Here is a 24,069-nt window from a genome sequence, read left to right on the forward strand (position 1 = left end):
CCGCTGTATAAGAAAGAAAACTTATACAGCGGTTTTTTTGCGAATATCCGCTTGACTATATATGTTGTAAAATGACAGAAAACAGGAGTTTTTGCGAATGACAGGACTGAGAAAATATGATATGATAAATTTATGCATAAAGATTCATACAATTCGGGAAAAGAATGAAAACAAGATAATGAAAGTTTTGAAAGGAGATAAACTATGGGATTAATTAAAGCGGCAGCAGGTGCATTTGGCGGAACAATGGCTGATCAGTGGAAAGAGTTTTTCTATTGTGAAGCAATTGATAATGATGTACTTGTGGTGAAAGGTGAGAAAAGAATCGGGGGTCGTTCCTCTAATAAACGGGGAAATGATAATATTATTTCCAATGGTTCCGGTATTGCAGTGGCTGACGGCCAATGTATGATCATTGTGGAACAGGGAAAGGTTGTAGAGGTTTGTGCTGAGCCGGGAGAATTTACATATGATACTTCTTCAGAGCCAAGTATTTTCAGTGGAAATCTCAGTGAAGGTATTTTGAATACTTTTGATACCATGAAAAAACGTTTTGCATATGGTGGAGATACAGGAAAAGATCAGAGAGTTTACTATTTTAATACCAAGGAGCTGATCGGAAACAAATTCGGAACAGCAAATCCTATTCCATTCAGAGTAGTAGACAGAAATATTGGTCTGGATATTGATGTATCTGTACGTTGCAATGGTGTATATTCCTACAGAATCGTAGATCCTCTTCTGTTTTATGCCAATGTGTGCGGAAATGTGGAGCAGCAGTACGACAGAGATCAGATCCAGGATCAGTTAAAAACAGAGTTTGTCAGCGCCCTGCAGCCTGCATTTGCCCAGATATCTGAGTTGGGAATCCGTCCAAGTGCTATTCCGGGACATGTGAATGAGCTTTGCGATGCCATGAACAAGGAGTTGACTCAAAAATGGAAGGAAATCAGAGGTCTGGCTATTGTGTCCATTGCATTGAATCCGGTAACTCTTCCGGAAGAGGATGCGCAGCTGATCAAGGATGCACAGAAGAATGCAATTCTCAGGGATCCGACTATGGCAGCAGCTACACTGGCCGGAGCTCAGGCAGACGCTATGAAGTCAGCAGCTTCTAATACAGCAGGAGCAATGACCGGATTTATGGGAATGGGAATGGCACAGCAGGCTGGTGGAGCCAATATGCAGGGCCTTTACCAGATGGGGGCACAGCAGGCAGCACAGTCTGCGGCACAGAATCAGGCGGCACAGCAGAGTACGGCGGCTCCGGCAGGAGCATGGAAATGTGAGTGCGGAGCTGAAAATACAGGTAAGTTCTGTGCTCAGTGTGGAAAACCGAAACCTCAAGCCGGAGTATGGACCTGCAGCTGTGGAACACAGAACACAGGTAAATTCTGTGCCGAGTGTGGAAAACCAAGACCACAGGAAGAATGGACCTGTGAATGTGGAACAGTAAATAAAGGTAAGTTTTGTGCTGAATGTGGAAGACCGAGACCATAAAACAGAAAATGTAATTTATTATTTTGATGGAAAGTAAATTTTGAAAAACAACAAGGGGGAAGCCTATGTCTGATATAAATGAATATAAATGCCCTTCCTGTGGCGGGGCCATAGAATTTGACAGTCATTCACAAAAAATGAAGTGTCCCTATTGTGATACAGAGTTCGATTTGGAAACTCTGAAAAAGTATGATGAACAGTTGTCAAAGGAAGCCGAGCAGAAGGATGATATTTCTGACTGGCAGACAGACCCGGGAAAGCAGTGGCAGGAGGGGGAAACAGATGGAATGAATGTTTACACCTGTAAATCCTGCGGTGGTGAGATCGTATCGGATGAGAATACAGGTGCAACAAGCTGTCCTTATTGTGGGAACCCTGTAATTCTGACGGAAAGGTTCAGAGGTGCTCTGCGGCCGGATATGGTTATTCCCTTTAAGCTTGATAAAAAAGCGGCAAAAGAAGCCTATTATAAGCATATCAAGGGAAGACCACTCCTTCCAAAGGTTTTCCGAAGAGAAAATCATATTGATGAAATTAAAGGCATTTATGTTCCGTTCTGGCTCTTTGATGCAGATGTGGCAGCGGATGCGCGATACAAGGCAACCAAGGTCAGGGTATGGAGTGACAGTGATTATGATTACACAGAGACGAGTTATTATTCCGTAGACAGAAGCGGAAATATGTCCTTTGTGTCTGTGCCTGTAGACGGTTCTTCCAGAATGCCGGATGATCTTATGGAATCCATAGAACCATACAAGGTAGCAGATGCTGTGGAATTTCAGACCGCTTATCTCTCTGGATATCTGGCAGATAAGTATGATGTAGATGCACAGCAGAGCACAGACAGAGCCAGAGAAAGAATGAAGGAAAGTGCTCAGGATGTATTGAGAGATACGGTAAAGGGATATGCCTCTGTAATCCCGGAGAATACCAATGTTCGTATTTCCGGAGGAGATGCAAAATACGCACTGTATCCTGTCTGGATCCTGAATACTACCTGGAGAGGTAAAAAATATATTTTTGCAATGAACGGTCAGACCGGGAGAATGACCGGTGATCTGCCAGTAGATAATGGTGCCTATACCAGATGGCTTTTGGGACTGACAGCTGTATTTTCCATTGCTGCCTATCTGGTTGCATTACTGATACATTAGGGGGGACTGGGAATATGAAGAAAAAAATAATACCTTTATTTCTGGCGGCGGCAGTCTCCGTATCCGGGCTTCTGCCTATAGGAGCAGTCCAGCCGGTAACTGTTTTGGCTGAGAGCGGTCACCCTGCCAGACTTGTGGATAATGCAGGGCTTTTGGATGAGGATGAGGCTCTGGAACTGGAATCAAAACTGGATGAGATCAGCCAGGAGTACGACTGTGATGTGGTTATACTTACAGAAGAAACCATCAATGGCGCAGAGCCTATGGATTATGCAGATGATTATTTCGATTATGAAGGCTATGGAATGGGAGAAGATAACAGTGGAATTCTTTTTCTCATAACTATGTCTGAGCGTAAATGGTGGATTAGCACTCATGGGGAAGCCATTTATGATTTTACAGATGCTGGGCAGGAATATATGGTAGAGCAGTTTCAATCTGATCTGTCAGACGGATACTATTATGACAGCTTTACCACTTTTGCAGATCTGTGTCAGGAGTTTATAGTCCAGGCTCAGACAGGAGAACCCTTTGATAAGGGTAATCTGCCGGAAAAACCCTTATCACCCTGGGCACTTCCTATTTCCATAGGAATCGGCCTGGTGATTGCACTGATTATTACAGGAATTATGAGGGGACAGATGAAAACTGTGCGTATGAAACCAGATGCGGCAGATTATATGGTAAATGGAAGCCTGCAGATTACCCGGAGCAATGACGTATTCCTGTATCATCAGGTGACCAAGACTGCAAAGCCCAAGGATGATGATTCCGGCGGCGGCAGCAGCGTACATACCAGTTCTTCGGGGGAGACTCATGGAGGCTCAGGAGGTTCATTCTGACATGGTAATGTTGTTGGAGCAAACTCTTATATAAGAGAAATTTATTAGATAAAACAGAAAACCTGGCCTTTGGCCGGGTTTTTTATTGAAATCTATTTTGTTCTATGCTATATTTAGAAAGATTGCGGAGGCTGTTATGAGAAAGGACAGCCGGTAAATATCAAGATCCTGGTATTTGTTAAGAACGAAAAGGAGAAATTCGGATAAAATGAGAAGAGTGATTACGTATGGAACCTTTGATCTTCTGCATTATGGACATATTAATCTGCTCAGAAGAGCAAAAGAGATGGGAGATTATCTGATCGTTGGTCTTTCTACAGATGAATTTAACTGGAATGAGAAACATAAGAAATGTTATTTTTCCTATGAGAAAAGAAAACAGCTTCTGGAAGCTATCCGGTTTGTTGATCTGGTGATTCCGGAGGAAAATTGGGCACAGAAGCGTACAGATGTAAAGGAATATCATGTTGACACCTTTGTTATGGGTGATGACTGGACCGGTAAATTTGACTTCCTGGAAGAGGAGGGCTGTAAAGTGGTTTATCTGCCGAGAACACCTGAGATTTCCTCTACGCAGATAAAAAATGATCTGCAGATAAAAGAGTAAAAACAGGAGCGAAGAAAATGAATCGATTTATCAAAGATATGAAAAGATATTTTGCTTATGCCAAATTTGCGGCAAGGGCAGATCTGAAAGCGGAAGTTGCCAGCTCTTATCTGAACTGGCTATGGTGGGTACTGGATCCCCTGCTTTTTATGATGGTATATACTTTTATTGCTATTGTTGTATTTCGAAGCAGTGTACAATATTTTCCTTTGTTTGTTTTTGTTGGTCTTACATTGTGGAACTTTTTTAATAAGACAGTAATTCAAAGCGTAAAGCTTGTGAGAAACAACAGCTCTATTGTATCTAAGGTATATGTTCCCAAATATATTCTTATTTTACAGAGAATGATGGTCAATGGGTTTAAAATGCTGGTATCTTTTGGCCTGATCGCCATTATGCTGATCATTTACAGAGTACCACTGACATGGAATATCATTTATATGATACCTGTTATGATCGTACTGGCACTGTTTACTTTTGGGCTTAGCTGCATTGTTCTTCATTTTGGAGTCTTTGTGGACGATCTTTATAATGTTATGAACGTTGTGCTTCGCCTCATGTTTTATATGAGTGGTATTTTTTATTCTATAGGAACCAAGCTTTCAGAGCCATACAGAAGCATTCTGCTGAAATGTAATCCGGTATCCATGCTGATTGAATCAGCCAGACGTTGTATGCTTTATTCTTCTCTGCCGTACAGGAAGCTGATTGTTTTGTGGGGAGTTGTCTCACTGCTTCTTTGCTGGATCGGAGTAAAAACAATTTATAAATATGAAAACAGTTATGTAAAGGTGATGTAATATGGAACGGGAAAATGCGATTGACGTAAAAGATTTGCATATCAGTTATAAATGCCTGAAATCTTTTTCTATAAAGAGAAGTCTGCTTCAGCTGAAAAAGACGAATACAGAAGTGTTTGAAGCAGTGAAGGGAGTAAGTTTTTCTGTAAAAAAAGGCGAGATCCTGGGAATTGTAGGTAAAAATGGAAGTGGAAAATCTACAATGCTGAAAGCGATTGCAGGAATCTTTTCTCCCGATGAGGGAAGCATTGATCTCCACGGAAACAGTGTATCTTTACTGTCCATCGGAGTTGGTTTTCAGAAGAAACTTACCGGCCGTGAGAATATTCTCCTGTCCGGGTTGCTCCTGGGGTTCAGTGAAGAACAGGTAAGAGCCAAAATGGATGAGATCATCAATTTTGCAGGTCTGGGAAAATTTATTGATATGCCGGTTAAAACTTATTCCAGTGGTATGTATTCCAAACTGGCCTTTTCTATTACAGCCATTCTGGAAGCTGATATCATGTTGATCGATGAGGTACTTAGCGTAGGTGATGCCAAGTTCAAAAAGAAAAGCTATAACAAGATGAAAGAACTGATTTCCAATGAGGACCGTACCGTAGTGATCGTTTCCCATAGTTCTCAGCAGCTGCAGGAATTATGTACCAGTATTTTGTGGCTTCATGAGGGAGAACTTCGTATGCAGGGAGAAACAAAGGAAGTTCTGGAAGCATATGAGGAATTTATGAGCTGAATAAGTGAAAAACCGTTGATGAAAATCGGCGGTTTTTTTGAGTTGAAAAAATCTGTGAGAGATTGACTTTCTTATAGATTTCTTTATAATAAATATGATATGCTTATATAAAAATATAAATAAATATAGATAAGAAGAATCGGAGGAAAGCCAGGTGGAGACAAAAATTAATCTGGATCAGTGTCGGATAGAAGAAATTACAGAAGAATACAGAATACAGAAGCTGGATACACAGGGAAATCTTATTACAGAGAGTCTTCCTTTGTATAATCTTACGGCTGAAGAGGAATTAAATGCTGATATACAGGTTGAGAAAAACGGTAGTCTGAAAATTATCCTGACTGACAGATCCTGGAAAGAATTTCAGCAGATGAGAGTTATTCTGGCAGGTGTGAAAAATCAGGAAATTTATTTTGAAAATGCAGTTACAGCAGAAAAAGAAAATGAGCTTCTGCTGGAAATTGGTCATCTTGTATCTGAATTGGAACACGGTCGTAATAAGAGTACTCGAATCCTTTTGGAAACAGTAGAGGATGGACAATATCATCGCTATTGTTTTTCTGACATAAAAAGGGCAAATGAAGACAGAGATCTTCAGAAAGATAAAAAATCATGGATCTGTGTACAGCCTTGTACAGATAGGATATATCTTACCGGTGAAGATGGGGAAGAAGGCGGTAATTTCCTTCTGTGTGTATACATGGATAAGGGCGGAAGATGGTTCCTGGGATTTGGTACAGAGTGGCGAATTCGTAAAATGACTCAGATCTGCCATCTTCGGTATCTGACTATGAAAAAGGGAATGCTGAATTTACATCTGGTTACAGATTCTCACAAATATGGTTATAAACCGGAACAGGTGGTTTTTCGATTCAGAAGTAAGCTGGAGGAAGAAAGATGCGGTTACAATTTTGAAATCAAAACTGTTAAAATAAAAAAAGATTTGCAGTATCTGGATGCCTGTCTGGAATTGAAAAATGTGGATCTGAAAAGTCTCTATTGGGATGTTGTAGTAATGTTTGCAAATCCTGAGACAGGAGAAAGGTTTGAGGCAGCTGTTTCCATGACAAGGTCATACCGTCTGTTTACTTCTTTTCTTTATAGAGGCAGCTATGAGACAGGAAATGGATTTTTCCTTTACCCCTATAATACTTCTTCCAAAAAGCTGGCATTTCAGTTTCGTGAGGAAGGGGAATATGATCATTTGGGATTTCGGGTAAAAGAGCTGACTGCTTTTGCTGCTTATTATCTGCTGAAGCCATATTGGGACAGCAGACATATCCAGCTGGTATATGAGAAATTCTGTATGATGGCCCAGGATAATGGATATTATTTCTTTAAACATTGTATGGACCATGAGGAAGAGAAAAGACAGAAAAATCATATCTATTATGTGATCACTAAGGATGCTCCTGACAGAAAAAAACTGGATGCTTACCAAAGCCGTCTGGTGGATTTTATGAGTATCCGGCATATGATCTATATGATCGCAGCGGAACTTCTGGTAAGTACTGATACCAGAAATCATTTGTACGCTATGCGTCAGCGTGGAAGTATTCTGAAACGGTATTTAAGAAAGAAACCTCTGGTATTTCTCCAGCATGGTGTGACTGCATTAAAAAAGGTGGATTTTTTCTATGGAAAGGGAAAATCCGGTTCCTGCGATTTGTTTGTGGTAACCTCGGATTTTGAGAAAAAAATCATTGAGGACTATTTTGGTTATGCGGAAGATGAAATTGTAAACAGTGGTTTTGCCCGCTGGGATGTGCTTGAGGATAAGTCTGAGGGACTGAGAGAGATTCTGATCATGCCTACCTGGAGAGCCTGGCTGGAGAATGTAACTCTGGAGGAATTTAAAGAAAGTGATTATTTCCATAATTATATGGAGCTTCTTAATTCTCCACGTTTTCATAGCTTTCTGGAGAAAAATGATCTTTTGGCAAATTTTTATCTTCACTCAAAATTCAGGGAATTTATACAGGATTTTTCAGTAGAATCAGACAGGATCAGACTGATCGTATTTGGAGAAGAACCTGCCAATGAATTGATGATGAGATGTAAAATGCTGGTGACAGACTATTCCAGTGTATGTTGGGATGTATTTTATCTGGACAAGCCGGTGGTATTTTTCCAGTTTGACAGAGATAAATATATGGAGGCACACGGAAGTTATCTGGATATGGACAGGGAATTGTTCGGAGACTGTGCGCAGGATGTGGACGGATTATTGACGTATATGGAGAGATGTGCAGATGACCGTTTTGTTGTTCGGCCAGAGTATGAAAAAATGCAGAAAAGCTTTTATAAATATTTTGATGACCAGAACAGCCGCCGTATCTGTGATGCAATTGTAAAAAAGTGGCCGCGATAAGAAAATATGGACGGAGTAAAAATGAACAGGACAATTTTTTGCAGAGATATTAAAATTACAGATAAAGTTTTTGTGGTGAGAGCCAGTATGGATTCCGGGAGAATTTCCGATGCTGTGCTTATGAGCAGAAATATTCAGCGTCCGGAAAAATATGTCCTGAAATGTGAAACAATTAAGAAGAAAAATACTTCTGAGATTAAAATTCAGGCAGATCTGCAGGTTATGGATCTGTATGAGGGTGACTGGGATCTGTTTCTTCTTGATACAGATGGGAAATATCTTCCGGTAATCCTTTCATCGCAGATCAGAATGAGACTTCTTTTAGGAAATTATCAGGCTGGAATTGGGAAGAATCATATCCTTTTTCCTATGGCCAGTACAGAGCATATGCTGACATTTCGTTGCAGGCGTTGCTCTGCCTATGATGGAAGGGCTGTGGCGATCAGAGAGAATCTGGTATATGCTTTTTACACTCTTACCAGACCTTTGTGGAACAGGAAAAAAATCTGGGTGATTTTTGAAAAATATTCCACGGAAGCCCAGGATAACGGATATTATTTTTTTAAATATTGTATGGAAAATCTTCCCCAGGAAGAAAAAAAGCATATATATTATATTTTAGATAAAAAAGCTCCTATGTGGAGAAACATGGAAAAGTATGGGAAAAATGTGGTGCCATTTATGAGCACAAGACACATGCTGTATATGCTTGCAGCCCGTATTTATGTGGCTTCGGACGCCAGAAGCCATGGATTTGCCTGGAAGCCAAAACCCAATATTATTTCCAGAGAGAGCAGCAAACGGCCTATTTTGTTTTTGCAGCATGGAGTAACTGCCTTAAAAAGAGTGGACCGGCTTTTTGGAAAGCATGGTTCTACCCCTATGACCTACTTTAATGTTACATCAGAATTTGAACAGAAAATAGTGACGGATCATTTTGGATATTCTGCAGAGAATGTACCGATTCTGGGATTTGCAAGATGGGATGTGCTGAAAAATAAAGAGCAGGCAGATAAAAAAAATATTTTATTTATGCCAACCTGGAGGCCCTGGCTGGAAGAACAAAGTGATCAGGTGTTTGAAGAAAGTGAATATTGCAGGCGCTACAGAAGTCTTTTGGAAAACAGGCAGCTGCAGGACATGCTTTCTGCCGGCCATGTGAAGATCATTTTCCATATTCACCCTAAACTGAAGGAGTTTCTGAAAGCTTTTCAGACAGAAAACAGTAATGTGGAACTGATAGAGCAGGGGACAAGACCTTTAAATGAACTGATCATGGAATGTTCTATGCTTTTGACGGACTATTCCAGTGTGAGCTGGGATGTATATTATCTGGGAAAACCGGTGGTGTTTTATCAGTTTGATTATGATCTGTATATGCAGGCAAACGGAAGCTATCTGGATATGAAAAAAGAATTATTCGGAGACAGATATATCACTGAGGAGAAAGTGATTGCAGGGCTTGGGGAATATATGCAGAATGATTTCAGGGAAAAAGCAAAGTATGGTTCACTGAGGCAGGAATATTTTGCATATAATGATCAGAATAACTGTAAACGTATTCTGGAATTCCTAAAATCAAAGGGGTATTAAATTTGGAAGGAATGGAATCATGAATATTACATCAAATGTAGGGACAGAGAGAAAAAGATATTTAGATGCAGCTAAGGGCTGGGGAATAACCATGGTAGTATTTGGACATATTACTTCTCTGGGAAATCCTGTAGATCAGTGGTTTGGTGCATATAAGCTGGCTATTTTTTATATTGTATCAGGTTATCTGCTGGGGATGAGACAGTCTTTCAGAAAGATGAATACAGGGCAATATGTTCTGAAACATTTTAAAAGCCTTATGATTCCCTATTTTGGTTATAGTACCATTGTGATTCTTTACAATATACTGGTAGGGTTTATGAAAGGGAAGGATTATGACTGGATCTGGCAGCGATTTATCCTTCAAGGGTACACAACTGTAAGTCTGCGTGGAATCAGTGCACTATGGTTTTTACCTTCTCTTTTTATTGCTCAGATTCTTTTTATCCTGATCATCCGTCTGCCTATGGTTTTCAAGATGATCAGTGCTGTAGTTCCAGTGGTTTTATGCAGGTATGTTTCTCTCCATCTGTTACCGGGATGGGAAGAAAACATGACGGAACGTATGTATAAGCTGGTATCCTTTCCCACACTGGCAGTGAGTAAGGGGATTCTGGCGTTCTGGTTTGTGGGAGCCGGATATGTGGCATACTTTATTTTTCGGAAATTGCAGTACAGATGGCTGAGATTTCTCATAGGAGTTGTGATGTCTGCAGCTACTATTTATTTTTCGCAGATCAATCCTCATGTGGATATTAATACTATGAAACTGGGAGAGAATTATTTCCTGTTTTATCTGGATGGAATCATGGGATCTCTGGGAGCAGTCTTTATTCTGGAATTTCTGGAGAAATGGTGGAAGATGTCTTATCTCAGCTTCTGTGGAAAGAACTCTATGATCATTATGGCTACCCATGGTACTTTAGGATTTAAACGTCTGGTGATTGAGGGCTGGACAGCGCTTTATACCTTGTCTGAGACACCTGGGCTCAGATATTATCTGGAGGTTACCGGAATTCTGGGAGAGCTGATGCTTTTGGAATGCGGTGTGATCACCATCATAAATCAGTATTTTCCATGGCTTGCGGGACGATTCCCTTCAAAAAATCAAAAGAGTAGTCTCCAGGCTGGAGATCAGTAAAAAACGATATGATCAGAATGAAAAACAAGAAGGACAGATAAATGAAAACAGTAAAGAAGAAAATTTGGATCATTGGTGTGCTGCTGTTATGTGCAGCCATGTTTTATACAATTCCGGTGGCAGCGGCAAAGAAAACCGGATGGAAAGTAATAAAAGGAAAAACCTATTACTTTAATAATGATGGAACCATGCATAAGGGCTTTTTGAAACTGAATGGAAAAAAGTATTATTTTGGAGAAGACGGTGCAGCTAAAAAAGGGTTTTTTACGGTTGAATCTTCTAATGGCACTGTGTCTTGTTTTGGACAAAAAGATTATTCTCTGGCCAGAAATAAATGGCTGTATATAAAGAATAATCAATGGTATTATTTTGATAACAGTGGACGGGGATTAAGCGGATGGTTTCAGATTGATGAAAAATGCTACTATTGCCATCCTCAGAAAGGAAAGCTGACTGGCTGGAAGAGGATAAAAGGAGATGAATACTGCTTTACAGCGGAAGGTTATATAAAAACCAGTCAATGGCTGAAAAAAGGAAGCCAGTACTGTTATGTGGATTACAGGGGAAAAGTAGTCAAGACGAAAAAAAGTACCGGAGGAACCAGCCAGGCGTATAAAAAAGTATATATGATAGGGGATTCCAGATTTGCCCGTGCATCAAGGATGGGTATTAAAATGAATAATACTGAATATATTGCAGCGTCAGGACAGGGGTATGACTGGCTGATAAGGGAAGGCTGGCCCCGCCTAATGGAACAGGTCATGAATTCTACAGAGGAAGGTAAATCTGCAATTGTGATAAATCTGGGAGTGAATGATCTTCTGAATTACAAAAAGTATATCCGTTTTGTGAACAAGGATATGCTGGATTTTGCCCATAAATATCAATGTGACGTTTATTATGTATCTGTGAATCCGGTAAATGAAGAAAAATACAGCCACCATTCTCAGAAGCTGAAAACGAAAAATAATCGTCTGATTAATCAGTTTAACAGAGAATTGGTCAGTCAGCTTTCGCTGGGGGTAAAATATATTGATACTAATACTTATCTGATGAGAAAATTTAACTCCAAGGAATTAACAATTGAAGATGGAATTCATTACGGTTTCAGGATTTCCAATGCGATTTTTGATCAGATCATGATGAATGTGAAGCCGTGAAGACTGTAAATAATAAGCATAAAGGTTCTGCCTGCCCACAAAAGGACAGACAGGATTTTTTTAACCGAATCAAGTAAGTCCCCTGCGGAGCAGTTATTCGGTTATGAGCAAGTAGCGAAGCGGATGATTTTATCCGCTTGACAAGATAACAGACAAGAGAGGAACCAGGAATGGGAAAGTTAAGTGGCTTGATAAAAACACAATTAGTAAAAAATAAGGTAAAGAGAAAGCCAGATCCCAGGGTGTGGATTTTTTCTTCTACAGATAATTCACATTATAATTATAATTCCCGTTATTTGTTTGAATATGTCAGGGCTGAACTTCCGGAGATCACTCCTTATTTTGTGATCAATGATGATCAACTCAGGAGAAAACTGTCAGAACAATATGGGGAGGAATATTTTATAGAGACAAACTCCGGACAGGGGATCCAAAAAGTGTTGGAAGCAGGAGTCTGGTTTACTTCTGCCGGATTGCCGGTATATGGTACCCACCTGAACAGGGACAGAGTGATCGTGAATCTGTGGCATGGGATTCCCCTGAAAAAAATAGCATTGATGGATCCCAACCTTGGTAAAATGGCCAGAGTTTATTTCCGGAAAATATTTACAGAGAATTATACCTGGATCCTGACCTGCTCCAAAGCGCTGATTCCGATTATGGCAGAGAGCTTTGCCATTGAAGCGGAAAAAATCAAAGTCTGGGGTCAGCCCCGCAATGATATGTTCTTTAAAGAAAACGCAGCAAAAGAAATCCTGAAAAAAATATATCCTGATCTTCCGGAATACAGAGGAATTATTTTGTATGCTCCAACCTTCAGGGATTATGCTTCTACAGAATTGTTTCCCTTTGAGGATTATGATAAGGATAAGCTGGAAGCATTTCTGGAAGAGGAAAAACTGCTTATCTGTCTGCGGACTCATATCAGTGAGAAGGGAACTGCAGAAAAATATCTTTCCGGACGTGTTGTATATCTGGGAAATGAACAGATGGAAGATATTATGGAAATCCTGAATATTTTTGATCTTCTGATCACAGATTATTCCAGTATCTATATTGATTATCTGATCCTTAACAGACCGATGATTTTCCTTCCCTATGACAAAGAGAGATATCTGCAGGGAAGAGGAATGAATTTTGAATATGATAAGGTTACTCCCGGAGCAAAACCGGAATCTCTCAGGGAATTTATGGATAGGATCCATGAGACCTTCAGTGGAAAGGATCCCTATTTTACTGAGAGACAAAGGTGCAATGACTTTTTTAATGAGGTCAGGCAGCCTTGTATGAAAAAGATATGTGAAGAGGTAAAAGCATATGTCCATATTGACTAAAATAAAAACAAAGCTGAAAAGCGGAACCTGGTATCCTTTTTATAATACCTTTTATGAAAAAGAGAAAATCGATCCTAAAATGGTCTTGCTGGAATCACGCAGCGGACGTGGACTGGAGAGTAATATCTTTGTCATCCTGCAGGAGCTGAATAAAAAGGAATATGAGAATTATCGTGTGATCCTGGCTGTAAGAAAAGAATATGAATCAGGTGTATGGGAAAAACTAAAGCATTATGGATTGAAGATTGACAAAATGATTCCTTTTGGCAGTATTTCCTATTATCGGCATTTGTCAAGGGCAGGATTTCTTATTAATGATTCCACTTTCCCGGGAAGATTTATAAAAAAAGAAGGACAGGTTTATCTGAATGTGTGGCATGGCACACCTCTGAAGTGCATGGGAAGAGACAATGTGGATGAGCGATACAGCATGGGAAATGTTATGAGAAATCTTCTGATGTCAGATTATCTTCTGTATCCAAACCGTTTTATGGAAGAGAAGATGACAGGTGCATATATGCTGCAGAACCTTTACCAGGGAGAGATCATCCATGACAGTTATCCGAGAAATGAGATATTTTTCAATCCCAGTCAGGGAGAAAAATTGAAGAAGAAGCTGGGACTGCAGGGAAAGCAGGTTACTGTCTATATGCCTACATTCAGAGGGAAAGCAGATGCGGTAGACAGTGGCAGCGCTGTGGAGAGGGTAAAGGAGTACCTGCAGACCTGCGATCAGCTTCTCAGGGATGATCAGGTTCTTCTGGTAAAGCTTCATCCCTTTGTGGGAAATGCCCTGGAATTTCACAGCTACAGGCATATTCGCAGATTTCCTCAAGTGTATGATACCTATGACATCCTGAATATGTGTGATGTGCTGGTTACGGATTATTCCAGTGTAATGTATGATTTTGCCAACTCAGGAAAAAGAATCATTTTGTTTGCTTATGATATAGAAGACTACACAGGAAGTAGAGGAATGTATGAGGATATCCGTCAATATCCTTTCCCGCTGGTAAGAACAGCAGAAGAGCTTGTCAGCCTTCTGGACAGACCGGGAGATTATCTGACCAGGGAATTTCGGGAAAAATACTGCACGTATGAAACCGGAGAGGGTGTGGGAAGAATCTGCCGTCATGTGATCCTGGGCGAGAAAGAATGCAGGGTATCCCATATGGCTTCCAATGGGCTGGAAAATGTTCTGATCTATGCAGGTGATTTTCAGCAGAACGGAATTACCATGTCCTTTCTGAATCTGATGAAGGAACTGGATACAAATAAATACAATTATTTTATCTCCTACAGAATGAATTCCCTGAAAGATGCACCCTGGAGACTTGACTGTCTGCCAAAAGAAGCGAATGTATATCCTATAGCCAGTGAGATGAACATGGATGTGTTCACAGGTATCTGCCAGATGCTTTACCTGAAATTTGGAGTTCGGAGTAAAAGACTTGGGCATGCTTATGACAGAGAGTGGAAAAAACATTTTGGTGATTCTGATTTTAAAGCAGTGGTTCATTATAACGGATACGAAAATTATATGATTTCTCTTATTGGTCACGCACCTTTCCGTAAAACCATATGGGTGCATAATGATATGGAAGAGGAATTAAAGGAGAAAAAAAATCCGTCAAGATATGCTTTGCAGGATGCATACAGCTCTTATGATCAGGTGGCAGCAGTCAGCAGGGATATCGTCCGGTCTGTGTGCCGGATCAGTGGCAGAAAAGACAACATTACGGTAATTCCCAATTGTCAGGATTATAGTGGAATCTTACTGAGAGCTCAGGAACCTGTTGCTTTTGAGAAAGAGACCAGGTGTACTGTTTCCATGGACAGACTGACAGAAATACTGGATAAAAAAGACATAAAATTTATCAGTATCGGCAGGTATTCAGCTGAAAAACGTCATGACCGGCTGATGGAGGCCTTTGACAGATTCTGGAAGGAGCATAAGGATTCATGGCTGATCATTATGGGAGGTGCAGGAAATCTGTATGAAGAAACCTGCAGATCAGCAGAGAAATTTTCCTGTGCAGATCATATTATCCTGATCAAAACCATCCGTAATCCTATGCCTGTGCTGAAAAAAGGAAATCTTTTTATTCTGTCATCGGATCATGAAGGACTTCCGGTAGTTTTGTTTGAAGCAGGAATATTGGGAGTTCCGGCTATAGCAACGGATGTTTCAGGTTCTCATTGCTTTATGGAGGATTACGGTGGTGTTCTTGTAGAGCCTTCTGTGGAAGGAGTCTACGGTGGAATGCTCCGTTTTATGGAAAAAGAGATTTGTCCTTTAACTATCAATTGTAAAGAAAATAATAAGAAATCATTGGAACTGTTTTACGGACTTTTAAAAAATAGTTCAAATTAATATAGGAATATGATATAATATTTACGACAAAATGGTATGAACAATGAGAGAGGAAGCTCAATGACTGAAAAGCAAAAAAATCTTCTGCAATTGTTTCGGGAGATTGATGAAATTTGTAAAAAACATAATCTGCGTTATGTGATGGCAGGAGGAAGCCTGATCGGTGTAGTGCGAAATGAAGGCTTTATCCCCTGGGATGATGATGTGGATATTTATATGCCCAAAGCGGATTGGGATAAACTGGTAGAGCTGGCACCAAAGGAACTTCCGCCCCATAGAGCAGTGCAGTGTGTAGATACAGACAGAAATTATACCAATACCTTTCCAAGATATGCATCTACGGATACTTGCGCTATCCACAGACATCAGATCATTGGTAAAGATAAGGCGGGGGAGATCATTGATGTGCTTACACTGGATCCCATACCTGCCGATGACAGAGAATATGAGAAATATAGAAATCATCTGATGGTCTATTCAGATCTGATCAATATTGCAGTGGTTTATGGAAACCGGTATGAGGTACCGGTTACTCTGTATTTGAAATATTTACTATCTTATCTGATCCTGGGCAAAGATAAAACTTTGAAAAAACTGGAAAAAATCATGTTTTCCTATCAAGAGGAGGACTGTAACAGATATGCTATGAGATGGGGTGGCTGTCCTTTTCTGTTTGATAAAGATATGATGTTTCCGGTAAAATATGGAAAATTTGAGGGAATCGATGTAATGATACCCAATAAAGTCAGTGATTATCTGATCTGGCATTATGGAGATGAATGGTCTTATATTCCATCTCATGGAGAGCGGGAATCTCATGATTCTGTAGAATGCAGAAATATGAACTACGAGGAATTCCGCAAGGAATATATGCCTGGGATCAATACCTTTAAGCTTCGGAAGGATGCAGTATTTCGCAAAATATATTATATGGCTACTGCCAAACGTTCTCACAGATTGGTGAGAAAAAGACAGGAACTGATGGGAGAGCATATAAAAGAAGAACTGGAAAAACAGATCTGTGAAAGCAAAGTCTCATTGAATGAACTTCTGGAACACCGGGATTTCCATAAACTGAATCACATTTTTAAAGAATACTATCAGGTGCAGCTCAGCCCGGATTTTATAGGAAGAGAAGATTTTGTACACATTTACAGTTTTTACCATCCTTATCTGATCAGGGTGGAAGATGAGATATTTCAGGCAGCAATGTATACACTTTTTTATACAGAGAGAGTTTCCAAAGCTTACCGTATGCTGAGAGTACGTGAGGCTGAAAAAGAACTTTTGCCGGAACAGAAACAGCTTCTTGATGATATTGTACTGTTTCGGGAGGCTGCCTGCCATTATGAATTCCGGGAAATGGATATGGCGGAGGAGCTGATCGACAGATTGTTGGAAAAGTATCCGGAGCATCCCTCTTTCCTGAAGCTTAAAGTGCGTTTTCTGACAGAGCAGGCGAAACAGGATAAAAAGACGGCAAAGGCCAGGGAGTTTTTGGAATATTGTCTGGGGCTGTTTCCCAAGGATGGATATTTTCATAAATATGAGGGTGACCTGCTCTGGATCGAAGGGCATTGCAGAGATGCATTGGAGATTTATGCAGAGGTAAGGGAGAATACAAACAACGGAATTATCTGGCTGGAACTGGATAAATTTCTTCAGGAGTATAAGCTTCCTGCAATGCAGACCTGTCAGAGCCTGGTGGAAAACGGTGAAGCAAAGGAAGGTGTAGCACTGGCCGGACTTTGGAAAAAACTTTTGCCTGGTGATATGGAAATAATGGGATATGGCAGCCTGGCCAGAGTAATGGCTGCTTTGAATGAGACAGCAGTTTGCCGGGAACTGGAGGATTTAAAAGGACTGATCGAAGAATATAAACAGGATTCTTCTTATTCAACAGAATCCAGAGAAGCAAAGATTTTGTACACAGCTATGGTGAAAGGTAGGGAGAGGCTGGGATTTTCTGCGAAAGCAGCAGAAAGTTATGCAGAGCTTCTTTTTGCAGATAAGACAGAAGATCTGGAAAAACTGGAAACCAAAGTGAGAAAGCTTTGTTCTGACAGTAAAGAGGACGGAGAGTATTGCCTCATATTGGGCGAAATCCTTCTGAAAGAAGGTCTTACTATCCAGGCATTTTCTTTTTTCCTGAAAGGAAGAAAAACAGCTTCTGAGTATGTAGCACAGGAATTGGACAGAATAATACTGCAGGATCTGAAGGAGGGAAGCCAAAGAGCTTCTGCTTATGCTGCCAGAGGAGATGCAAGGGAGTTTCTGGATTCCTGGCTTGGAAAATATGGAACTCTGGAGGAAATCCAGGATTTGATAAATACAATAAACAGATAAAGGAATGGGAGTTTAAATTGAACAAGGAACAACAAGTAATCCTTACACTGCTCAGAGAAATCGACGAAATCTGTGGTGAGAGTGGAATTGAATGCTATCTGACACCACGCCTTGCCCTTCATGCAGTCAGAGGCGGTCATATGCCGGATAATCCATTTGCCGGTGGTGTATTAATGAAAGTATCAGACATAGAGAAATTCCGGCTGGCAGTCCAGAAGAGAAAGCATTCCGGAAGAGCCCTGGAATCTATGCATGATAATAAACGTTTTCCGGGCTTCTTTCTCAGATATGAGGACACAAATACCTTGTGCTTTCGTATGAATGAGGGCAGAAATTATCAGTATCCTGGTCTGGGGGTGGATATTTATCCTCTTCGAGGTAAAATAAAATCCAGGCTGAAACATCTATGGAACCGAAACCTGGAGACAGGATGGAAACAGTTTTCAGATGGCCGTTCCGAAGAGTATAACTGGAAAGAAAGATTGTGCAAAATTCCTGTGGGGCTTATGTTTCTGGGGGGACGTGGCCGTCTGGGAAAACATTTGTACAAAAAATTCTGTATCAATCAGAATGAATCCGGAGAGGGAGAGTATGTGGTAAGGCTGAAAAATGCTACCTTATATTACCCGGCTCAGCTTTTTAAGAAAACAAAAAGAGTGCTTCTGGAGGGAACGGAATTTACCATACCTGAGGATGTGGACCAATATCTGCGTATCTGGTTTGGAAAAAAGTATGAAAATAAAATCAATGATGTTTATGTTCCTTCCCTTACTGTTATGATCAGTACGCAGACGGGATGTGAAGATTTTATCAGTCGTCACAAAGCTCAGATCAAAGAGCTGGTAAAGGAAAGGGATGTCCAGTACCGTAAAGACAAAAAAGGCAGAAAAAGCCGTGAAAGTCTTGACTGGTCCTGGGAATATGTAAAATTAAAAGGAGAGGGAATCAATCTGGGACAGGATTATAAAGAACATAAGAAATATCTTATGAATTTATATGAAAACCGGGATTACCTGCGACTGTGGGATGCCCTGACCCCTTATCATAATATGATGAATAAATACAGAAAGAAGGGAGAAGTGTATATTCCTGATCAGGAGATTTTCGATTTATATATGAAAACGTTAGCTGTTCAGGGAGAGGACAAACGGGTGAAGCAGATAAAAAGTGCTATATAAAAAGTGGGAGGTAGAATTATGATTACGAATTGGAGTCCGGCCCGTGTACCGGAGAAGGAAGAAGTCAGGGAACGTCTTGCTGCTGCAAGAGCACAGTTATATGAGCTTCAGATGAAGATCAAAGAACACAAAATACCGGTACTGGTGCTTTTTGAAGGCTGGGGGGCCTCAGGAAAGGGCAGTACCATTGGAAAAGTGATAAAAAATATTGATCCAAGATTTTTCAAGGTTGCTACCATGTCTGCACCCACAGAGGAAGAGAAGAGATATCCGTTTCTGTACAAGTATTTTAAACAGATTCCGGAAGCTGGAAAATTTACTTTCCTGGATTCAGGATGGATGGAACAGACCTGCCGGGAATGTCTGGAAGGAAAGCTGGAGGGCGAAGATTATGCAGCCCGGATACAGAGCATTCAGCATTTTGAGAGACAGCTGACAGACAATGGCTATCTGGTACTGAAATTCTTTATGCAGATCAACAGAGAGGAGCAGACTCACCGTATGGAACTGCTTTTGTCAGAAAAGGATACCAGATGGAGAGTATCCGGATTTGACAAATGGGAAAATGAACATTACAAGAAATGTGCAAAGGTATTTAACCAGTACATGACAGATACCAATGCGTCTTCTGCCCCATGGTATATCATTGATGCTTCTGACAGAAAATGGGCAGAGCTTCAGGTGCTGGAAACAATGGTAAGTAATATTCAAGTTGCCATGCAGAATCAGGCTCATTCCGTGCCGATCCTTCAGAATGTATTTCCTTTGAAGAAAATGCCAAAGCTTGCAGAAATTGATCTGAAAGATAAGTTCCTGGAAGAGGAAGAGTACAAAAAAGAATTAAAAACTCTTCAGAAGAAACTGGGAGAGCTTCATAATCGTCTCTATCGTAAACGTATTCCGGTTATTATAACTTATGAGGGATGGGATGCAGCAGGTAAGGGCGGCAATATCAAGCGTATTACGGAGGCACTGGATCCCAGAGGATATGAGGTACATCCCATTGCCAGTCCGGAACCTCATGAGAAAGCCCGTCATTATCTGTGGCGCTTTTGGACCAGACTGCCGAAGGATGGCCATATTGCTATTTTTGACAGAACCTGGTATGGCCGTGTAATGGTGGAGAGACTGGAAGGTTTCTGCAGTGAAAATGACTGGAAACGGGCTTACAATGAAATGAATGAGTTCGAAAGGGAATTAAAGGACTGGGGAGCTGTGATCATTAAATTCTGGGTACAGATTGATAAGGATACCCAGCTGGAACGCTTCAAAGAACGGCAGAATAACCCTGAGAAGCAGTGGAAGATCACAGATGAAGACTGGCGTAACAGAGATAAGTGGGATGAATATGAGATTGCAGTAAATGAAATGCTTCAGAAGACAAGTACAACCTTTGCACCATGGCATGTACTGGAATCTGTAGATAAAAAATACGCCCGGATCAAGGCTCTTAAAATCGTAATTAAAGAAATTGAAAAAGCACTGAAATAGATTCTCAGATATGTAAGGCAGTTCGACTGGAAAGGGGAAGGATCTCCGGATGTCGGACTGCTTTTTGTTGTGTCAGGGACGAAGATAATTCCGCATGGATTTCAGTGCTCCTTTTTCAAGACGGCTGACCTGGGCCTGGGAGATACCTACTTCCTTTGCCACCTCCATCTGAGTTTTTCCCTCGTAAAAGCGAAGCTGGATGATATGTCGTTCTCGTTCTCCCAGATGGTTCATAGCTTCACGTAGGGACAGATCCTCAATCCAGCGGTCCTCTCTGTTCTTTTTGTCACTGATCTGATCCATCACATAGAGTGTATCTCCTCCTTCTGAATAAACCGGTTCAAAAAGGCTGACCGGACTTTGGATGGCATCCATGGCGTAGACGATCATTTCTTTTTCTATTCCGATTTCTTCGGATATTTCGTTGATCGTAGGCTCTCTCAGATTTTGTTTCATGTATGCTTCTCTGGTATGAATGGCTTTATAAGCTATATCTCTCAGCGAGCGGCTGACCCGGATGCTGTTATAGTCTCTCAGATAACGCCGCACTTCTCCTATGATCATGGGAACCGCATAGGTGGAAAATCTGACCTGAAGTGAAGTATCAAAATTATCGATTGCTTTGATCAGACCAATGCATCCGATCTGAAAGAGATCATCCGGATTTTCATTGCTGTTTTGAAAACGCCTGATCACACTTAGGACAAGGCGAAGATTACCTTTGATGTATAATTCTCTTGCCTGCGCATCTCCTTCCTTGATTCGCCGGAACAGGTCTGTTTTTTCTTCTGCTTTCAAAACAGGAAGCTTCGATGTGTTGACTCCGCAGATTTCTACTTTATTAAGTGCCATCGTTTGAATCCTCCTTATCGTTTCTTACTGTCTGTTGGAATTTACAGATAATAGAATGATTCTCAGAGAGGAGGATATTTATACTGTTTTAAACAAAATATAATAAATAAAAGGCCTTGACAAAGTCCGGCCTTTAGTTTTCACACAGACACTTTTCTTCGTCTATTTTTACCAGGATGATATCTTCTCCGATCTGGCAGATGCATTCCCAGGGGATGATGAATTCATCTCTGCCAAAGAGACAGCAGAATCTGCCGGGCCCGGGCAGGACAAGGGCAGAAAGGCAGCTGGTCCTGCAGTCAAATTCGATATCTATGGGACAACCCAGACTGCGGCAGGTACAGGTATTGATTACTTCTTTTTGCCTTAATTCACAGATACGCATAAAAAACCACCTGAATGATAAGAAAATGAATATTTTATAAATTTTATGTAATCCGAAAAGAATTTATGCATGTCCTTTTATTGACATATGAAATAAAGATAAAGTATAATAAATAATCATTAAGATACTGAGCTGTTATTAAATATCAAAACATCCAGGGGGAATAGTCCGTTATGAAGTGTCCTTTTTGTAATCAGGATAATACCAGAGTTGTGGATTCAAGACCGGTAGAGGATACCAATTCTATCCGCCGCCGCCGTTTGTGTGATGTATGTGGCAGAAGATTTACTACATATGAAAAAGTAGAGTCCATTCCGCTGACTGTTATAAAGAAAGATCAGAATCGAGAGCAATATGACAGGGGAAAGATTCAGGCAGGAATTCTTCGGGCCTGTTACAAGAGACCCATTCCAGTTGAAAAAATAGAAGAGATGATGGATGCCATAGAGGGTGAAATCTTTAATACAGAGGAAAAGGAAATTTCCAGTACCAGAATTGGAGAGATTGTTATGGAGCATCTGAAGGAACTGGATGCAGTAGCTTATGTGCGTTTTGCTTCCGTGTACAGGGAATTTAAAGATGTGAGTACTTTTATGGATGAACTTAAGAAATTTATGAATTAAAAAAAGGGTGCAGCTGCACCCTTTTAATATTCCTGATATATATTAAGAATCAGACAATACCCTGAGCGATCATGGCATCTACAACCTTCTCGAAACCTGCGATATTAGCACCAACTACATAGTTTCCTGCCATATCGTAACGTTTGGAAGCGCTGTCAACCTTCTGGAAGATATCGATCATAATCTGATGAAGTTTTGCATCAACTTCTTCAGCTGTCCAGGAAAGTCTTGCAGAGTTCTGGCTCATTTCCAGAGCAGAAGTAGCAACACCGCCTGCGTTAGCTGCCTTACCAGGCATGAAGATGATGCCATTGTTCATGATATAATTTGTAGCTTCCAGAGTTGTAGGCATGTTAGCACCCTCTGCAATATATTTGCAGCCATTTGCAGCCAGAACCTTTGCACCGTCAACATCCAGCTCGTTCTGAGTTGCACATGGAAGGTAGATATCACATTTGATATTCCAGATACCCTTGCCTTCTGTATAAGAAGCACCCTCAACACGGTCAGCATATTCTTTGATACGTCCGCGTTTTACTTCTTTGATATCTTTTACAACATCCAGATTGATTCCGTTAGGATCATAGATATATCCGTTGGAGTCGCACATTGCAACAACCTTGCCGCCAAGCTGAGTTGCTTTCTGTACAGCATAGATAGCAACATTACCGGAACCTGTTACAGTGATAGTCTTACCGGAAATGGTATCGTTGTTTGCTTTTACCATTTCATTCAGCATATATACAAGACCATAGCCTGTAGCTTCTGTACGAACCAGAGAACCGCCATAGGAAAGTCCTTTACCTGTAAGTACGCCTTCATACAGACCTGTGTTACGTTTGTACTGTCCATAGAGGAATCCGATCTCACGTCCGCCAACACCGATATCACCGGCAGGAACGTCCATGTCAGCACCGATATATTTGGAAAGCTCAGTCATAAAGCTCTGGCAGAATGCCATAACTTCTCTGTCAGATTTACCCTTAGGATCAAAGTTGGAACCACCTTTACCGCCTCCGATAGGAAGTCCTGTAAGGGAGTTTTTGAAAATCTGCTCAAAACCTAAGAATTTAAGAATACCCTGGTTAACAGATGGATGGAATCTTAAACCACCCTTGTACGGTCCGATTGCACTGTTGAACTGTACACGGTATCCTTTGTTAACCTGTACAACGCCTTTGTCATCAATCCATGGAACACGGAAGGAAATAATTCTTTCCGGCTCAACCAGACGTTCCAGAATAGAAAGACTGCGATATTTTTCTTCATTTTTTTCAATTACAACTTTAAGAGAATCAAGAACTTCTTTTACTGCCTGGTGAAATTCAGGCTCGTTTGGGTTCTGTGCAACGACTCTCTCGTATACCTCATCAGTATAAGACATTGTTATTCCTCCTCATCTATTGTAATGATTTTGCTTTGAACGACGTTATTATACACTAATGTGTTAAAAATGGAAAGAGGGAAAGAAAAAAATCCTGAAATTTTTTTAAAAAATTTGTATGTAGACCGAAATGGAAAACAATGCTATAATTTATTTATGATGTGCAAAATACGGTGATTGGAATGAGGAGGGCCCATTATC

General features: G+C 40.6%; 19 protein-coding genes. 16 read left to right on the forward strand and 3 right to left on the reverse strand.

What is annotated here, in order from left to right; genetic code table 11:
- Positions 1-204 precede the first annotated feature (204 nt).
- From H8Z82_RS04970 to pap, 15 genes are all read left to right on the forward strand, one after another.
- Positions 205-1,500 carry an SPFH domain-containing protein gene (locus H8Z82_RS04970; RefSeq protein ID WP_019162029.1) on the forward strand — a complete coding sequence of 432 codons (1,296 nt, stop codon included), beginning with the start codon at positions 205-207 and terminating at the stop codon, positions 1,498-1,500.
- Positions 1,501-1,565: 65 nt separating this feature from the next.
- Positions 1,566-2,654 carry a hypothetical protein gene (locus H8Z82_RS04975; RefSeq protein WP_019162028.1) on the forward strand — a complete coding sequence of 363 codons (1,089 nt, stop codon included), beginning with the start codon at positions 1,566-1,568 and terminating at the stop codon, positions 2,652-2,654.
- Between the two features lie 14 nt (positions 2,655-2,668).
- Positions 2,669-3,496, forward strand: a complete 828-nt coding sequence (locus H8Z82_RS04980) for a TPM domain-containing protein (RefSeq protein WP_019162027.1) — start codon at positions 2,669-2,671, stop codon at positions 3,494-3,496.
- 208 nt (positions 3,497-3,704) lie between these two features.
- Positions 3,705-4,103, forward strand: a complete 399-nt coding sequence (tagD, locus tag H8Z82_RS04985) for a glycerol-3-phosphate cytidylyltransferase (protein WP_019162026.1) — start codon at positions 3,705-3,707, stop codon at positions 4,101-4,103.
- A 17-nt stretch (positions 4,104-4,120) separates the two neighbouring features.
- Positions 4,121-4,903: an ABC transporter permease gene (locus tag H8Z82_RS04990; protein WP_019162025.1), complete on the forward strand. Its 783-nt coding sequence runs from the start codon at positions 4,121-4,123 to the stop codon at positions 4,901-4,903.
- A gap of 1 nt (position 4,904) precedes the next feature.
- A complete protein-coding gene (locus tag H8Z82_RS04995; protein ID WP_019162024.1) occupies positions 4,905-5,636 on the forward strand; it encodes an ABC transporter ATP-binding protein in 732 nt (243 codons plus the stop codon).
- Positions 5,637-5,790: 154 nt separating this feature from the next.
- On the forward strand, positions 5,791-8,007 hold the full coding sequence (locus H8Z82_RS17710; RefSeq protein WP_019162023.1) for a CDP-glycerol glycerophosphotransferase family protein: 2,217 nt from the start codon (positions 5,791-5,793) through the stop codon (positions 8,005-8,007).
- A 6-nt stretch (positions 8,008-8,013) separates the two neighbouring features.
- Positions 8,014-9,600 (forward strand): CDP-glycerol glycerophosphotransferase family protein, encoded by a 1,587-nt coding sequence (locus tag H8Z82_RS05005; RefSeq protein WP_019162022.1) that lies wholly within the window; start codon positions 8,014-8,016, stop codon positions 9,598-9,600.
- Positions 9,601-9,619: 19 nt separating this feature from the next.
- Positions 9,620-10,741 (forward strand): acyltransferase family protein, encoded by a 1,122-nt coding sequence (locus H8Z82_RS05010; protein ID WP_019162021.1) that lies wholly within the window; start codon positions 9,620-9,622, stop codon positions 10,739-10,741.
- 41 nt (positions 10,742-10,782) lie between these two features.
- Positions 10,783-11,901, forward strand: a complete 1,119-nt coding sequence (locus H8Z82_RS05015) for a hypothetical protein (protein ID WP_019162020.1) — start codon at positions 10,783-10,785, stop codon at positions 11,899-11,901.
- A 170-nt stretch (positions 11,902-12,071) separates the two neighbouring features.
- Entirely contained in the window at positions 12,072-13,235 is a 1,164-nt protein-coding gene (locus tag H8Z82_RS05020; protein WP_019162019.1) for a CDP-glycerol glycerophosphotransferase family protein, read from the forward strand.
- On the forward strand, positions 13,219-15,609 hold the full coding sequence (locus H8Z82_RS05025) for a glycosyltransferase (RefSeq protein WP_186994463.1): 2,391 nt from the start codon (positions 13,219-13,221) through the stop codon (positions 15,607-15,609). The genes H8Z82_RS05020 and H8Z82_RS05025 overlap by 17 nt, the downstream gene beginning before the upstream one ends.
- Before the next feature lie 60 nt (positions 15,610-15,669).
- Complete coding sequence (locus H8Z82_RS05030) at positions 15,670-17,955, forward strand: LicD family protein (RefSeq protein ID WP_186994464.1); 2,286 nt, start codon at positions 15,670-15,672, stop codon at positions 17,953-17,955.
- A 17-nt stretch (positions 17,956-17,972) separates the two neighbouring features.
- Positions 17,973-19,133, forward strand: a complete 1,161-nt coding sequence (locus tag H8Z82_RS05035; RefSeq protein ID WP_186994465.1) for a LicD family protein — start codon at positions 17,973-17,975, stop codon at positions 19,131-19,133.
- 18 nt (positions 19,134-19,151) lie between these two features.
- On the forward strand, positions 19,152-20,624 hold the full coding sequence (gene pap / locus H8Z82_RS05040) for a polyphosphate:AMP phosphotransferase (protein WP_186994466.1): 1,473 nt from the start codon (positions 19,152-19,154) through the stop codon (positions 20,622-20,624).
- 72 nt (positions 20,625-20,696) lie between these two features.
- Here pap and sigG read toward each other — a convergent pair whose 3' ends face one another.
- Together sigG and H8Z82_RS05050 are read right to left on the reverse strand one after the other, a co-directional pair.
- Complete coding sequence (gene sigG, locus H8Z82_RS05045; protein ID WP_186994467.1) at positions 20,697-21,476, reverse strand: RNA polymerase sporulation sigma factor SigG; 780 nt, start codon at positions 21,474-21,476, stop codon at positions 20,697-20,699.
- A 133-nt stretch (positions 21,477-21,609) separates the two neighbouring features.
- A complete protein-coding gene (locus H8Z82_RS05050) occupies positions 21,610-21,861 on the reverse strand; it encodes a PRC-barrel domain-containing protein (protein ID WP_173743772.1) in 252 nt (83 codons plus the stop codon).
- Between the two features lie 173 nt (positions 21,862-22,034).
- Between H8Z82_RS05050 and nrdR the strand changes: the two genes are divergently transcribed.
- Positions 22,035-22,484, forward strand: coding sequence for a transcriptional regulator NrdR (gene nrdR, locus H8Z82_RS05055; protein ID WP_019162011.1), 450 nt, complete (start codon positions 22,035-22,037; stop codon positions 22,482-22,484).
- A gap of 49 nt (positions 22,485-22,533) precedes the next feature.
- On the opposite strand, the gene gdhA is transcribed toward nrdR, so the two are convergent.
- Positions 22,534-23,868, reverse strand: a complete 1,335-nt coding sequence (gene gdhA, locus H8Z82_RS05060; RefSeq protein ID WP_019162010.1) for an NADP-specific glutamate dehydrogenase — start codon at positions 23,866-23,868, stop codon at positions 22,534-22,536.
- Positions 23,869-24,069: the final 201 nt, after the last annotated feature.

This window comes from Blautia difficilis, from assembly GCF_014297245.1.
Lineage (GTDB): Bacteria > Bacillota > Clostridia > Lachnospirales > Lachnospiraceae > Blautia_A > Blautia_A difficilis.

Bases quoted from the DNA above. Each gene is read 5' to 3' on its own strand.
- H8Z82_RS04970 (WP_019162029.1), top strand. From the start codon at position 205: ATGGGATTAATTAAAGCGGCAGCAGGTGCATTTGGCGGAACAATGGCT.
- H8Z82_RS04975 (WP_019162028.1), top strand. From the start codon at position 1,566: ATGTCTGATATAAATGAATATAAATGCCCTTCCTGTGGCGGGGCCATA.
- H8Z82_RS04980 (WP_019162027.1), top strand. From the start codon at position 2,669: ATGAAGAAAAAAATAATACCTTTATTTCTGGCGGCGGCAGTCTCCGTA.
- tagD (WP_019162026.1), top strand. From the start codon at position 3,705: ATGAGAAGAGTGATTACGTATGGAACCTTTGATCTTCTGCATTATGGA.
- H8Z82_RS04990 (WP_019162025.1), top strand. From the start codon at position 4,121: ATGAATCGATTTATCAAAGATATGAAAAGATATTTTGCTTATGCCAAA.
- H8Z82_RS04995 (WP_019162024.1), top strand. From the start codon at position 4,905: ATGGAACGGGAAAATGCGATTGACGTAAAAGATTTGCATATCAGTTAT.
- H8Z82_RS05005 (WP_019162022.1), top strand. From the start codon at position 8,014: ATGGACGGAGTAAAAATGAACAGGACAATTTTTTGCAGAGATATTAAA.
- H8Z82_RS05010 (WP_019162021.1), top strand. From the start codon at position 9,620: ATGAATATTACATCAAATGTAGGGACAGAGAGAAAAAGATATTTAGAT.
- H8Z82_RS05015 (WP_019162020.1), top strand. From the start codon at position 10,783: ATGAAAACAGTAAAGAAGAAAATTTGGATCATTGGTGTGCTGCTGTTA.
- H8Z82_RS05020 (WP_019162019.1), top strand. From the start codon at position 12,072: ATGGGAAAGTTAAGTGGCTTGATAAAAACACAATTAGTAAAAAATAAG.
- H8Z82_RS05025 (WP_186994463.1), top strand. From the start codon at position 13,219: ATGTCCATATTGACTAAAATAAAAACAAAGCTGAAAAGCGGAACCTGG.
- H8Z82_RS05030 (WP_186994464.1), top strand. From the start codon at position 15,670: ATGACTGAAAAGCAAAAAAATCTTCTGCAATTGTTTCGGGAGATTGAT.
- pap (WP_186994466.1), top strand. From the start codon at position 19,152: ATGATTACGAATTGGAGTCCGGCCCGTGTACCGGAGAAGGAAGAAGTC.
- sigG (WP_186994467.1), bottom strand. From the start codon at position 21,476: ATGGCACTTAATAAAGTAGAAATCTGCGGAGTCAACACATCGAAGCTT.
- H8Z82_RS05050 (WP_173743772.1), bottom strand. From the start codon at position 21,861: ATGCGTATCTGTGAATTAAGGCAAAAAGAAGTAATCAATACCTGTACC.
- nrdR (WP_019162011.1), top strand. From the start codon at position 22,035: ATGAAGTGTCCTTTTTGTAATCAGGATAATACCAGAGTTGTGGATTCA.
- gdhA (WP_019162010.1), bottom strand. From the start codon at position 23,868: ATGTCTTATACTGATGAGGTATACGAGAGAGTCGTTGCACAGAACCCA.